Below are 14048 nucleotides of genomic sequence, written 5' to 3' on the forward strand. Positions count from 1 at the left end.
ACCTTCAAACCAGCCATCTCGTCCGCTCTGTGCTGTGAGTTCAACCGATGGATGCAACACATTGATTGAACCGTTCTGCGGGTGATTCATAGTCTAGCGTTTTTCTCGGCCTTTCGTTGAGCTGTCTGGCAACACTGTTAAGTCTTTGCTGGCTGTGAACCGATAAGTCAGTTCCTTTTGGAAAATATTGTCTGAGCAATCTGTTCGTATTTTCATTTGAGCCACGTTGCCAGGGAGATTGAGGATCACAAAAATAAATCTGAATGTCTGTCGCTATAGTAAATCGTGTGTGGCTGGTCATTTCAGCGCCACGATCCCAAGTTAATGTTTTATAAAGCTCAGCAGGTAATTCCCGGGCTTGTCTGATGAGTGCAGATATAACCGTTATGGTCTTGTTGTCTCTGATCTTCGCCAGCATAACAAAACGAGAATGACGTTCTACGAGGGTGATGATATAGGAGTTTTTCGAGCCCTGAATCAAGTCACCTTCCCAGTGACCTGGGATGGCTCTGTCAGCCGCCTCTGGTGGCCTTTCGCTGATAGGTATCGTGTTCGGGATTGACCCTAATCCTTTCCCTTTAAGCGATGACGTTCTGGATCTACGCACTGCTCTTCCGCTTCTGAGGCATTGCTGCAGCTCTTTTTTTAATGCTCCCCGGGTTTGTATAAAAAGCGTTTTATAAATCGTTTCGTGTGACACATGCATTTCCTGATTATCCGGATAACAGCGTTTCAGCCAACCGGCGATCTGTTCCGGCGACCAGTCCTGATGCATCTTCTCTGCAATGATTTTACACAATGCGGGGCTTTCAATTAGCTTGCAAGGTTTTGGTCTCAGTGCATTTTCCCACGCAGTAGCATCGGCTTTTGCTGCACGGTATTGTTTTGCACCACCGTGCCTCCTGACCTCGCGGCTAATCGTTGAGGGCGCTCTTGATAATTTGGCGGCGATATCCCTGATACTGAGTTTTGCTACCAGCCCTCTGGATATCTCCTCTCTTTCATCAAGCGAAAGCGCTAATCGGTGCCGTTTTCGCACGGGAGGACGATAGCCGCCTGTCTGGTGGATAGTGGGCATAATGGAAGAATGATATCTGTCGAACATTCTGGCGATATCATGTAGAGAATCACCTTGCTTATATCTGTCCCAGATAATTGCCTTCTGCTCTGGCGTGTAGTTAATCCGAGTTCTTCGTTTCATGACAACGTCCCCCTTGATTAAGGATAGCGTTGCATCGACCCGTTGAACTCACAGCACTAAACGGGCTAAAGCAGACTGATTTGATGAGATAAGGGTATAGATGAATTCTCCATACCCTTGAACGATTACTTCCCAGTTGATTTGCTTGGTTTCAGTCCTGGGGTATTGCCGGGTGTATCCTTATTATCACGTCTGCGTTGATCGGGTTTTCCTGTTGATTTTGCGATTGGTTTTGGACCAGGTTTAAGCCCCATAATCATACTCCTTAGCCATGTCAGAGGTTATTCCTCAGTGTGGATATAAGGGGAGCGGTAACAATTATCAAGCTTGGATGGGCGGTGAAAAGTGACTGCTTGATTATTATGTGAGCAATGTCAGATTTTAACACATAGCGGCCAGCCCATTACTGAAGTTAGCCAAAAATGAGTCGCGATGAGCCCTCAATAATGAGGGCCACCTCGGAGATTGTTAGGCTGATTTCGCCAATTGCCGATGCAGGACCTGAAGGCTAGTTCCCGCCCCTGTCCATGCAGCAGCCGAGCCGACCACATACAGGTTTTGCTTGGCGCGTGAGACGGCTACATTGATTATGTTTGGTGGGCTTGCCGCCCACTGACGTGCTCTTTGCTGACTCGCTTTCGGCGCACCCAGCAACAGGATTACCGTGTCCGCCTCTCGGCCCTGGAACGTGTGGATTGTGCCTACACGATCACGGCACCATTCATCCAGCTTTACGCCGAACGTTCGCAGCAGATCAGTTTCACTGTCGAGACGCCGACGCATGTTCTGCTCTACGATCTTGAATGGTGTGATGATAAATACGTCCGGATTTGTAATGCCCGATGCTGCCAGCTCTTTGAGCATTCGCACAACCGCTTCGCCCTCGTCGGGACACCACTTCGTCTCAGCATCGCCATTGATATCCACCCAGTGAGATCTCCCCAAAGCCGAGCCTATAGATCCGGGTTTTTTAGGCCCGACAGCATGGACCATCTGCCCGGCATAGGCGATGGAGTTAGAAACATCAAACATTGGGTTCTGGCAACGCCTGTGAACGAGCAATGGCAGCCCGACTTCTCGATCACCTACGTCCATGACGAAGGTGGATTTGAAGCGCGATGCCTGATCAGCAAGGGTCTGCGTAGATGCTGCGGGGGCAGACCATTCGACTTGGTCAATGTCAAAGAACTTGCAGATTTCGGCGTTCAGCTTTTCAGGAAGTGAAACTACAGGTGGGATTTGCAACGGGTCACCTACCACAATGGAGCGCTTTGCCCGCATGATAGCTCCAACTGCTGCCTGAGGAACGGCTTGGCCCGCTTCATCTACTAGAAGCCAACCAATGCTCTCTGGTGGCAGATCCCCGAACATCGTCCGAACAGAGGCGAATGTCGTGGACACGGTCGGCACAACCACGAAAAGGCTTGACCAAAGGTCGGGGAGAAGTTCACGGTGAGCGGAAGACTGGAAGGCACCAGCTACCATGCCTGACATCAATAACCCAAGATTGTGTTGCAAGCGGCTGGCCGAAGCATCGATGAACGTTTTATGCACAGTCAGGGCAGCGGCGAAAAGATCCTCCCGCAGGCGATGAACCTCATCGGGAAGCCATGGCGCAGTGAGGTGGATAGCCTCGTGCTCGCGCTCGAAGAACCTCTCATCAACGACCCTGTCTCCCATACGGTTTCGTGCCTGTGCCTCGGTTGCCTTCAATTTCGAGACAGCCTGACATTTGCTGGAAATTTCCTGGTCGAGTTGCTGTAACTGGGACTCAGTATTGCTCCACTCAGCCCTTGCAAGCTCTAGGGCACCGTCCGTCCCCTGCGCCCGTATGACTGATTGCTGCAAGGTCGTCGAGAGCTTCTGCAGTGTCGATCTCCACGACTTCCAGGCCGCAGTCGCAAACAAACGGGAGAAGAAACCTGGACGGCAAGCAAGATGGCTGTCGAGCATGATCTTGTCCTGCTCGATCTGCGATTTTGCCTTCTCATGCTCTCGTTGGCAGGATTCAGCAGTCTTGTGTGCCTCTTCGACGGCTTCATTCAGACTCGGTCGACGCTGTTCAGCCCTTTGAAGTGCGGTGATCGCTCCCTTGAGCGCCTGGATATCCCGTCGCATCTCTTCGATGCTGGCGATTTCGGCGTCTACCGTCTCCTTAAGTTTAAGAAAGGCGGTTCGCGCTTTCAGCCAGGCCGCAGCAGCATCCGCTTCGTTGGTGCTGGGCCGCTCATTGACAACCACGCTGGGCATCACACGATCGATGGTTTCGCCAGTTCGCTCGTCCTTGATCTCACGCATGACATTTATGCCGCGAGCTGCTTTCAGGTAGGTAAGGAAACCACCGTCTTCATTCCACCAGAAACCTTGCTGAAACGCGCCTCGGTTGCTGCTCTTGCCGAGAGCAGCGGCGATCAGCCCCCAGGTTTCGACAGTGTCGGAGGGGATGTCCCCCTCGGCCTCGGCTTCGAAATAGCCGGCGCGTTTGGGATTCGCAATCAGGTCGCTGATGGACCGGAAGTAGGCGATCTGTTCATGGCGACCATTGGCTTCCTTGAGAGGAAGCTCTTTACTGACGTTTTCGACCGCTTTGTTATTGGAGGAGGCTACGACGATCTCATGGCCCCTCAAGGATGCATGTAACTTGTAGAAGTGCAGGAATGCATTGGAACCGAATGCCAGCTTCTCGCCTGTTGTGGAAAAGGCATCCTGCGGTTTGTTGAAGCCGGACATCGCCGTGGCCCGATCGAGAATGCATCCAACGACGATATCCCGGAGAAGAGTGGTCTTACCGGTTCCCGGAGGCCCATTGACGCCGATGATACCTGGAGCATCATTCAGCTCAGCACGCGCCGCATTCACGGCAGCCTGTTGAAGCAACACCAGTGGATGGCCGCCTTTCGAAGGCCAACGAGCCTGCGGCATGAGCGACGGTGCGACGAACGGCTCAACTGCGGAAATGGGCGATAGCACGTCGATTTTCTGGTCAGGTCTGCCAATTCCCATGTAGCGGCGCAAACCGGTTCCGGCTTTGCCCGTCTCGAGCAATTTGGTTGCTTCACCGAGATCTTCAAGATAGAAGGAATTCAGTAACGAAGGTTCAGGCGGCGCCTTAGCCTTGAAATGATGAAACACCTTAATCGCGAATGTGGGTGGCTCAACCAAATGCTCGGGTACACTGAACTGCGATACAAGCCATTTATAAGCGTTATGAACAACATTCAGATCGATCGGTATGGGTTCTCCATCTTTGTTGTGGTGGCGAATCATTCGATCCAGATGCTTGATAATGCGCGGCTCAACATTCGGCCAATTCCCTAAACTCCCAAGCTTCAGATCGAGAGCCGGCTTGAGTGCCCAGGCAAAACTGGACACGGCAACGCCTTTTTCCTCAAGCACATAGCCTTCTTTGTCGATCAGGATCGAGCCGATGGCCGCTTTCTTACCGTCCGGGCGTGAACGCTCCTCATCCTCGCCAAAAACCTTGACCAGCTCGTCCGTCGCCTTGTCGAGAGCGATGGAGCCGAGGACGACCTCGAAATAAAGCTTATAACTGGGCTTGCTGCGGGCATTTGGTCCCCATGGAACACCTCGCTCCAATAGAGCAACCCTAGAGCGGTCGCCGGTTGCCATATCCTCTGGGCGTTTATAACCTTGAGGCGACAGTGCTTCGAGGGCTGTCCATGCTGCCAGTATTGCTCGCGCATCATTCGCCTTACCTGATGGAGAAAAAGACGGGATCGGACCAAGGTCGATTTGGTCTTTGTCGAATTGCTCTCGTATGGCAGAGTCTGGGATGGACTTCAGTTGCAGTTGCTCTTCCGCAGCAGGCGAATTGTGGGGCACAACTCGAGAAGATTGAATGGACACCGAATCGGGATGGCGTGTTGATGGGCTGGAAGCCGACATGGCGACCACGCTGTGGCCGCTAAGTGCAAATAGAGATTGCTCGATTTTAGCCGTCAGCGTCCGCGCCTTGGCAGTGTTGCGAAAGGTCAGCTCGCTCAACAACTGTTCAAGTTCGCTAACATTGTTGCTGGACTGCTCGAAGATTGCTTCCAGATCGAAGATTGATTTTTGCGCATACTGCCGTGTCTTCATTTATTTCTGCGGCTCCATATCCCTTCCATTAAGAGATATTATGCTAATTAGCTTTATTTCTAAAACTATTAGCTTTCGCTTGAAATATAAATTCTCATCTGGCCCACTACTAAAGTGGGAACTGTCATTAATTATCCGTCATCCCGCTAAACGCTCTCCCCTCATACCTCCCTCAATCATACTTCCGCGATCAGCAGCCATAACAAAATCAGCCCACCATTGCATCATCGGTCGCCGTTGCTCAAGGTAATCACTGCGGTTATAAGCGCGACGTACCTCATTTTTGTCTACATGAGCCAGTGCTGCTTCAATGACATCAGGCAGAAATCCTTCCTCATTGAGTGCCGTACTAGCGATAGAACGTAAACCGTGTGATACGAGTATGCCTCCTAAGCCAGCACGCTTGAGTGCAGCATTCACTGTCTGGCTGTTCATCGGCTGGGTAGGCTTAATGCGACTGGGAAAGATAAATTCTCGATTACCACTTAACGGCTTCATCATCTCCAGTATCGCAATTGCTTCATCTGACAATGGATCAGTATGGTCGCGGTTCATTTTCATGCGTGCTGCAGGAATCTTCCACTCTCGCGCTTCTATGTCTACCTCTTCCCAGCGAGCTTCAGCCGCTTCGGCAGGGCGGGTAATAGTAAGAAGTTGCCACATGAACAGGCAGCGTGTGGAAAGGCTAATGCTGGCTGTTCGCATTGTCTGCATCAGTTGAGGTAGCTGGTCCGGTCGAATGCTGGGCATGTTCTTTTTCTGAGGCTTCTCGAAGGCTTTACCGATATTAACGCTGGGAACAGCATCAATCAGCCCTGTGTTTTGGGCATAGATCATGACCTCATTAATGCGTTGGCACAGTCGACGAACGGTTTCCAGTGCTCCTCAGGCCTGAATAGGTTGAACGGCCTGAACCAGTGTGTGAGCTTTAATATCTGTAACGCTAACGTCCCCAATTGCAGGAAAGACATCTCTCTCAAGAGAGCGCCAGATATCTTCTGCATAGTCCGCTGTCACGCTTGCTTTCTTCACATTCCACCAACGTTCAGCTACGAGCTGGAAAGTATTGGTTTTGGCTTCAATTGAACTGCGCAGTTGTTCCTGCTGATGTTCCTGGGGATCAATTTGTTTCGCCAGAAGGGAACGGGACTCTGCCCGATAGTTTCGGGCATCGGCAAGGGTAACTGACGGGTAGAGACCTATGCTCTTTTTCGCACGTTTCTTAGTGACAGGGCGAATGTAGCGAAACTGCCAGATTTTACTTCCGCTGGATTTGATGAGTAGCTCAAGGCCATCACCATCATAGAGAACGTAGTCCGCTTCTTTGGGTTTGGCGGATTCGATTTCTTTAACGGATAGAGGTTTGGTTTGTCTTGCCATTGCCGGGTTTCCATAGTTTTAGGCACCTCAAAAACAATAAAGCTGTATGAGGTGCCTAACAAGGTGCCTAAAAGGTTCGGATTTAATTAGTTCTCTTCGGAATTCGCGGGACAAATTGAGGGCACAAAAAAACCCGCAGGGCTTGCGCCGTGCGGGCTCTTAGGACTTCATCGGATGACTCTGGTAATCACCGATGGAGAATTTTGGTGGAGCTGGCGGGAGTTGAACCCGCGTCCGAAATTCCTACATCCTCGGCACTACATGCTTAGTCAGTCTTTACATTCGCTTGCCAGCTGCGGACAGACACGCCACTAACAAACTAGCCTGATTAGATTTAACGCTTCAACCCCAGGCAGGGCATCCACGCGATCTCTTTTGGGTTTGACCTCTCTTTGATCCCCGTCTTAAGAGCGGAAGCTAGGGAGAGAGGGCTCAGAGCAGGTTATTAAGCTGCTAAAGCGTAGTTTTCGTCGTTTGCGACTATTTTTTGCGGCTTTTTACGAGGCCAACCGCCCCTCGGCATGCACCTTGGGTTTCGCAAATCCCGTCGAATCCAGAATCAGCCCCAATGTGTAGGTCAAGTATAACAGATTTGTGAATGTCGTTACCAGCCCCATCACGCAGGATTATTTCAGCAGGGTGGACGAAAAAGCAGCATCAACAAGGATATAGCGTAAGGGCCAGCGAGAGCTGGCCCTCGGGGAGGGGAAATTAACGTCCGGCGTGCTTCATAATACGCGCCTTATCCAGCGCCCATTCACGATCTTTCAGATCGGTACGCTTGTCGTGTTGTTTCTTACCTTTGGCGACGCCGATTTTCACTTTGCACCAGGCGTTCTTCCAGTACAGCGACAGGGCGACGACGGTGTAACCTTCGCGGTTAATGCGGCCGTACAGCGTGTCGAGTTCGCGCTGGTTAAGCAGCAGCTTACGAGTGCGCGTCGGGTCGCACACATAGTGGGTGGAAGCCACGGCCATGGGCGTAAAGTTGGCGCCGAACAGGAAGGCTTCGCCATCCTTCAGGATGACATAGCTATCGCCGATGTTGGCTTTGCCTGCACGCAGGGATTTGACTTCCCAGCCCTGCAGGGCGAGACCAGCCTCGTATTCATCTTCGATAAAGTATTCGTGACGGGCGCGTTTATTCAGCGCAATGGTGGCTGATCCAGGTTTGTGGGCTTTTTTCTTAGTCATAATGTCCTGAAGTCATCGTCTTATACACAGTTACCTCGATCGCATCCTGCGAGGTGTACTGCGCATCTTAGCACGAGTTGCGGCACAGCGTTTTTTTTAGCAGCAGATAAATGATATTATTTGCACTGTGTTTAAATGTGGAACCTGCTATGCCTCAGATTAGCCGTACTGCGCTGGTGCCTTTCAGCGCGGAACAGATGTATCAACTGGTAAACGATGTGAAGTCCTATCCTGATTTTCTGCCAGGCTGCACCGGTAGCCGCGTGCTGGAATTCGGGCCGACGCAAATGACGGCGGCGGTTGATGTGTCCAAAGCCGGCATCAGTAAGACCTTCACGACCCGGAATACACTGACCAGCAACCAGAGCATTTTGATGAGCCTGGTGGATGGCCCGTTCAAGAAGCTGATTGGCGGCTGGAAGTTTATTCCGCTGAGCCCCGAGGCGTGCAAAATCGAGTTCCATCTCGATTTTGAGTTTACCAATAAGCTGATTGAGATGGCCTTTGGCCGGGTCTTCAAAGAGCTGGCCGCCAACATGGTGCAGGCGTTCACTTCGCGCGCCAAAGAGGTCTACAGTGCCAGCTAATATTCGTGTTGAAGTCGCCTACGCGCTGCCTGAAAAGCAGTATTTGCAGCGAGTCACCCTGGATGAGGGAGCGACGGTCGAGCAGGCGATTATCGCCAGCGGGCTATTGGCCTTGCGTGATGATATCGATCTGGCGAAGAACAAGCTGGGGATCTACAGTCGTCCGGTTAAGCTGCATGACGAAGTTCACGACGGCGACCGGGTCGAAATCTATCGACCGCTGATCGCAGACCCGAAAGAGCTGCGTCGCCAGCGGGCAGAGAAAAGCGCTGCGAAGTAACCCACAGCAGCAGACCGGCTATCAGCCATAAAAAAAGCGCTCACTGAGCGCTTTTTGCTTTTCCGGGCCTTACTGACTGGTCAGCGCGGGCTTGTTATCAATGTTAGTTAACACGCCGCCGCTGTTGAACGTCAGGGTCAGGGTCTGCTGAGTCACTTTCTCGTGGCCCGGCTCCTGACGGAATACATAGAACCAGGTGTTGGTGCCGAACGGATCCGACATCATTGGCGTTCCGAGAGCATAAGCAACCTGCTGTTGCGTCATACCGACACGAATTTTCGCTACATCGTTAGGTGCCAGATAGTTACCCTGGTTGATGTCAGGACGGTAAACCACTCGTTCCAGAGTGGAACAGCCTGCGGTCAACATAAGAAGAACCGCTGCGGCAGCAGTCAGCGTTTTACAGCGCATAGTGATTTGATTCCTTTTTGGGCCCGAGCAGTACGTGGCTCATCTGTAATATGCCGATAATAATAGACCTTCGCGCCGATGGAAACCTCCGGCTGCAGGTCAGCAGGCAATTTGCTGTTCACTATGACCCTGTGAAAATCAAAAAGTTTACGCCGCAAGCAACTCTTTCGCGTTCGCCAGGGTGTTGCGCGTGACCTCGCTGCCGCCCAGCAGGCGAGCCAGCTCCTGCAGACGAGCGCGCTTATCCAGCGGCTGCATATGGGTTTCGGTCATCTCGCCATCGGTCTCTTTGCAGACAAAGAAATGATGGTGGCCGCAGCCCGCAACCTGCGGCAGGTGGGTCACGCACATCACCTGCGTGGACTCGCCCAGCTGGCGCAGCAGCTTGCCGACCACGGCGGCAGTCGGGCCGCTGATGCCGACGTCCACTTCGTCGAAGATCAGCGCCGGGGTTTCCATTTTACGCGCGGTGATCACCTGAATCGCCAGCGCAATGCGCGACAGTTCGCCGCCGGAGGCCACTTTCGCGATCGGCTGCAGCGGCTGACCGGGGTTAGTGGTGACGCGGAACTCAATATGATCGGCGCCGTCGGCGGTGAGATGGCGTTCATCGAAAGCGACCTCAATCGCGAAGATTCCGTGCGGCATCGAAAGTGAGTGCATACTCTCGGTGATAAGCTGGGTCAGCTCGTCGGCGCTGGCCTGGCGCAGGGCGTGCAGCTGACGCGCGGTCTCCAGCGCCAGCTGATGATGTTCGACCACCTGCTGGCTGAGGGATTCCAGCGAGCCGGCGCTATCGTCCAGCAGACGCTGCTCTTCCAGCATCGCCTGATAAACCGCCGGCAGCTCTTCCGGCATTACCTGGTGTTTACGCGCCAGCGCGATTTGCCGGGAAATCCGCTGCTCAAGTTCGAACAGACGGTTAGGATCGAGATCCAGACGGTCGTGATAGTGGCGCAGCTCGTCGCTGGCCTCGCTGAGCTGAATGGCCGCCTCTTCCAGCATATCCAGCACGCCGGAAAGCTTGCTGTCCATACCCACCAGCTCGCTGACCAGCTGCTTCGCGGTATAAAGCAGGCTCTGCAGATTGGCCTCTTCACCGTCCGCCAGTACCGTCAGGGCGTGCTGGCAGGTGCTGAGCAGCTGGCCGCTGTTGGCCAGGCGCTTGTACTCTTCGTCAATCTGCTCGAATTCTCCCGGCAGCGGGTTAAATTCGTTCAGCTCTTTAAGCTGATACTGCAGCAGATCGGCGCGGGCGGCGCGCTCCTGGCTCTGCTGCTGGTGCAGGGCCAGCTCGCGGCAACTCTGGTGCCACTGGCGATAATGCTCGGCCATGCGCTGAGTGAGCGCATACTCACCGGTATAGCCGTCGAGCAGCGTTTTCTGGTGTTCGGGTTTGGTTAACAGCTGGTGCGCATGCTGGCCGTGGATCTGGATCAGCAGCTGGCCCAGCTCGCGCAGCTGAGAGAGCGGGACGGCGGTACCGTTGATAAAGCCGCGAGAGCGGCCGTCAGCGCTGATCACCCGACGAAGTAAACACTCACGCCCGCTCTCCAGCTGGTTCTCTTCCAGCCAGCGCTGGGCGGCCGGAGTATCCTTCAGCGCGAAGCGCGCGCACAGGTCGGCGCGGGTGGCGCCGCGACGCACCATGTCGGCTTCCGCTCTGCCGCCGAGGCACAGCCCCAGCGCGTCGATGGCAATGGATTTCCCGGCGCCGGTTTCCCCGGTGATGGCGGTCATACCGCTGTGGAAATCAATTTCCAGTTCACGAACGATAGCAAAATTACTGATGGTGAGTTGCGCCAACATAGCTGCCTTCCTGTATGAAAAACCAATACTGTGTTTTCGTACAGTATAGACTGGTTTTTTATCCAGTAAAGAGGCAGCGATGTAAATCAGAACAATTTTTTCGACCAGCCGAGCTTGGTGCTTAATGTATTGAAATAGCTGTAATCTTTCGGGTGAATCAGATTGAGGTGATAATCACAGCGGCGAATGAGAACGTCTTCGCCATCCTGGATCGGTAGGGCAATCTGGCTGTCGCAGCTGATCTCCAGATCGCTGCAGCGATGAGAGAAGCGCAGGCGGATGGTGCTGTCGCCGTTGATCACCAGCGGTCGCGCTGAAAGGGTGTGCGGGAACATCGGCACCAGGGTGATAGCGTCCAGCGACGGGGTGAGGATCGGGCCGCCGGCCGACAGCGAATAGGCGGTGGAGCCGGTCGGGGTGGAGATTATCAGGCCATCAGAGCGCTGAGAGAACGCAAAGACTTCGTCGATATAGACTTCGAACTCAATCATATGCGCCACTTTGCCTGGGTGCAGCACCACTTCGTTGATGGCGGTGCTGATGCGTTTCTGGCAATCCTGCTGGCACACCTGGGCCTCCAGCAGAAAGCGTTTCTCGGCGATGTAGTGGCCTTCCAGCACGTCGGCGAGCTGCTGCAGGGCGTTGTCCGGGTCAAGGTCGGTGAGAAAGCCGAGGTTGCCGCGGTTAATGCCGATGACGTTAATGTCATACCGGGCCAGGGTCCGCGCCGCGCCGAGCATATTGCCGTCGCCGCCCACCACCACCGCGAGGTCGGCCTGTTGGCCAATCTCCGCCAGCGTGCCGGTTTTCACGTTGCTGAGCTGAAGTTCATGGGCGATCTGCTGTTCAACCAGCACTTCATACCCTTTGCTGCACAGCCAGCGCCAGAGCATTTCATGTGTGGTCAGGGCGGTGGGGTGACGAGGATGTCCCACAATGCCGATACACTTGAAATGGTTCTTCATGATCTGGATGTCCTTGCGTTAAATGAAATAGTGACAATCTGTCCGCTTCCCTTGAAACCCGGAAACTGATCCCCATAATAAGCGAAGTTAGCGAGATGAATGCGAAAAAAACGCGGAGAAATTCATGAGTAGTAAAGAACAGAAAACGCCTGAGGGGCAAGCCCCGGAAGAAATTATCACGGAGCAGCACGACGACGTTGAGGCAGTAGAGCCTGAAGTTTCGGCTGAGCAGGTGGATCCGCGCGATGAAAAAATTGCGAATCTGGAAGCCCAGCTGGCTGAAGCGCAGAAACGTGAACGTGAAGTGATGCTGCGTGCCAAAGCCGACGAAGATAACCTGCGTCGCCGTACCGAGCAGGATATCGAGAAAGCGCACAAATTCGCGCTGGAAAAATTCGTCAATGAACTGCTGCCGGTGATCGACAGCCTGGACCGCGCGCTGGAAGTGGCCGACAAGGCTAATCCGGACCTGGCGCCGATGGTGGAAGGGATCGAACTGACCCTGAAATCCATGCTGGACGTGGTGCGTAAGTTCGGCGTGGAAGTGATCGCCGACACCAACGTTCCGCTGGATCCGAACGTCCACCAGGCCATTGCGATGGTCGAATCTGAAGACGTGGCGGCGGGCAACGTGCTGGCCGTGATGCAGAAAGGTTATACCCTGAACGGCCGTACTATTCGCGCCGCGATGGTGACGGTAGCGAAAGCGAAATAACGTCTGCTGCATTGCTCAACGGCTGCCCGCGGGCGGCCGTTTTTTTATGCCACCGCTCCCGGCGCGAGATAAAAAAACGGCGGGCCGCAGCCCGCCGTGATGTTAATTCCTTCGCTCGCGCTACTCCGCGACGCTCTCGCGTAATGATTTCACCGGCATCACTTTCACCTGTTTGATCATGTTGTCCTGCACGTCGAGGATATCTATATCGTACTGCTCAATGCGCACGCGGGTGCCCGGGACCGGGATCTCTTCCAGCGCTTCGAGGATGATACCGTTGACGGTGCGCGCTTCATCTTCCGGCAGGTGCCAGTTAAACGCTTTGTTGATTTCGCGAACGTTGGCGCTGCCGTCGATAATCACCGTGCCGTCGTTAAGCGGGGTCACTTCCTCCGCCAGGGTGGGTGACATGGAGGTGGTGAAGTCGCCGACAATCTCTTCAAGAATATCTTCTACGGTGACCAGCCCCTGAATATCGCCGTATTCATCGACCACCAGACCGACTTTCTTTTTATTGCGCTGAAATTTCACCAGCTGGGTGCTGAGCGGCGTCCCTTCCGGAACAAAGTAGATCTCATCTGCCGCCCGCAGCATGATCTCTTTTGTGAACTCTTTCTTCTCCGTCATCAGACGGTAGGCTTCGCGAACGCGCAGCATGCTGATGGCATCGTCCAGTGAATCGCGGTAGAGCACGATGCGGCCATGCGGCGAGTGGGTCAGCTGGCGGACGATAGATTTCCAGTCATCATTGATGTCGATGCCGACAATCTCATTGCGCGGCACCATGATGTCGTTAACGCTGACTTTTTCCAGATCCAGGACCGACAGCAGCATATCCTGGTTGCGCCGGGAGATTTGTGAACGGGATTCATTCACAATCGTGCGCAGTTCATCTTTGCTCAAAGCGCTGCTGATGACGGTATCGGTGCGGATGCCCATCATGCGCATCAGCATGCGGGTGATGGTATTCAGCAGCCACACCAGCGGCATCATCAGCACCTGCAGGGGCGCCAGCAGGAAGCTGCTGGGGTAGGCGACCTTTTCCGGATAGAGCGCGGCGATGGTCTTCGGCAGCACCTCGGCAAATACCAGTACCACAAAGGTGAGCACGCCAGTGGCGATCGCGACGCCGGCGTCGCCGTACAGGCGCATGCCGACGATGGTGCCCAGCGCCGAGGCGAGAATGTTGACGAGGTTATTGCCGATGAGCACGAGGCTAATCAGGCGGTCCGGCTTGCGCAGCAGCTTCTCCACGCGCTTGGCGGGGCGGTTGCCTTGTTTCGCCATATGACGCAGCCGATAGCGGTTCAGCGTCATCATGCCGGTTTCGGAGCCGGAGAAATAGGCAGAGATAATCACCATGACGATCAGCGTTATGATCAGCGTGGTGGTGGAGATATGTTCCACG

At 54.0% G+C, this 14048-nt stretch carries 10 protein-coding genes, 1 other RNA gene and 1 pseudogene; 3 read left to right on the forward strand and 9 right to left on the reverse strand.

Translation table 11 applies throughout. The features are described from left to right. Positions 1 to 40: 40 nt before the first annotated feature. From DTA24_RS06450 to smpB, 5 genes and pseudogenes are all read right to left on the reverse strand, one after another. Positions 41 to 1201, reverse strand: a complete 1161-nt coding sequence (locus DTA24_RS06450; protein WP_023296974.1) for an IS30-like element ISCfr4 family transposase — start codon at positions 1199 to 1201, stop codon at positions 41 to 43. 468 nt (positions 1202 to 1669) lie between these two features. Beyond that, positions 1670 to 5299 (reverse strand): DEAD/DEAH box helicase, encoded by a 3630-nt coding sequence (locus DTA24_RS06455; protein ID WP_123836603.1) that lies wholly within the window; start codon positions 5297 to 5299, stop codon positions 1670 to 1672. 138 nt (positions 5300 to 5437) lie between these two features. Beyond that, a pseudogene (locus DTA24_RS06460) lies at positions 5438 to 6679 on the reverse strand (integrase). A 204-nt stretch (positions 6680 to 6883) separates the two neighbouring features. Next, positions 6884 to 7246, reverse strand: a transfer-messenger RNA (tmRNA) gene (gene ssrA / locus DTA24_RS06465). Between the two features lie 144 nt (positions 7247 to 7390). After that, positions 7391 to 7873 carry an SsrA-binding protein SmpB gene (gene smpB / locus DTA24_RS06470; protein ID WP_002914164.1) on the reverse strand — a complete coding sequence of 161 codons (483 nt, stop codon included), beginning with the start codon at positions 7871 to 7873 and terminating at the stop codon, positions 7391 to 7393. A 149-nt stretch (positions 7874 to 8022) separates the two neighbouring features. Between smpB and DTA24_RS06475 the strand changes: the two genes are divergently transcribed. Then, on the forward strand, positions 8023 to 8460 hold the full coding sequence (locus DTA24_RS06475; protein WP_008806099.1) for a type II toxin-antitoxin system RatA family toxin: 438 nt from the start codon (positions 8023 to 8025) through the stop codon (positions 8458 to 8460). Next, positions 8450 to 8740 (forward strand): RnfH family protein, encoded by a 291-nt coding sequence (locus tag DTA24_RS06480; RefSeq protein WP_004145682.1) that lies wholly within the window; start codon positions 8450 to 8452, stop codon positions 8738 to 8740. Before DTA24_RS06475 ends, DTA24_RS06480 begins: the two co-directional genes overlap by 11 nt. A gap of 69 nt (positions 8741 to 8809) precedes the next feature. On the opposite strand, the gene bamE is transcribed toward DTA24_RS06480, so the two are convergent. From bamE to nadK, 3 genes are all read right to left on the reverse strand, one after another. After that, positions 8810 to 9151, reverse strand: coding sequence for an outer membrane protein assembly factor BamE (bamE, locus tag DTA24_RS06485; protein WP_008806098.1), 342 nt, complete (start codon positions 9149 to 9151; stop codon positions 8810 to 8812). Between the two features lie 147 nt (positions 9152 to 9298). Next, positions 9299 to 10960 carry a DNA repair protein RecN gene (gene recN, locus DTA24_RS06490; RefSeq protein ID WP_012540837.1) on the reverse strand — a complete coding sequence of 554 codons (1662 nt, stop codon included), beginning with the start codon at positions 10958 to 10960 and terminating at the stop codon, positions 9299 to 9301. A gap of 86 nt (positions 10961 to 11046) precedes the next feature. Further along, positions 11047 to 11925 (reverse strand): NAD(+) kinase, encoded by an 879-nt coding sequence (gene nadK, locus DTA24_RS06495; protein WP_002914158.1) that lies wholly within the window; start codon positions 11923 to 11925, stop codon positions 11047 to 11049. 124 nt (positions 11926 to 12049) lie between these two features. Between nadK and grpE the strand changes: the two genes are divergently transcribed. Then, complete coding sequence (gene grpE, locus DTA24_RS06505; RefSeq protein ID WP_008806096.1) at positions 12050 to 12640, forward strand: nucleotide exchange factor GrpE; 591 nt, start codon at positions 12050 to 12052, stop codon at positions 12638 to 12640. Between the two features lie 120 nt (positions 12641 to 12760). On the opposite strand, the gene DTA24_RS06510 is transcribed toward grpE, so the two are convergent. After that, positions 12761 to 14047 carry an HlyC/CorC family transporter gene (locus DTA24_RS06510; protein ID WP_012540838.1) on the reverse strand — a complete coding sequence of 429 codons (1287 nt, stop codon included), beginning with the start codon at positions 14045 to 14047 and terminating at the stop codon, positions 12761 to 12763. Position 14048: the final 1 nt, after the last annotated feature.

The organism is Klebsiella sp. P1CD1, from assembly GCF_003790505.1.
Classification (GTDB): domain Bacteria; phylum Pseudomonadota; class Gammaproteobacteria; order Enterobacterales; family Enterobacteriaceae; genus Klebsiella; species Klebsiella variicola.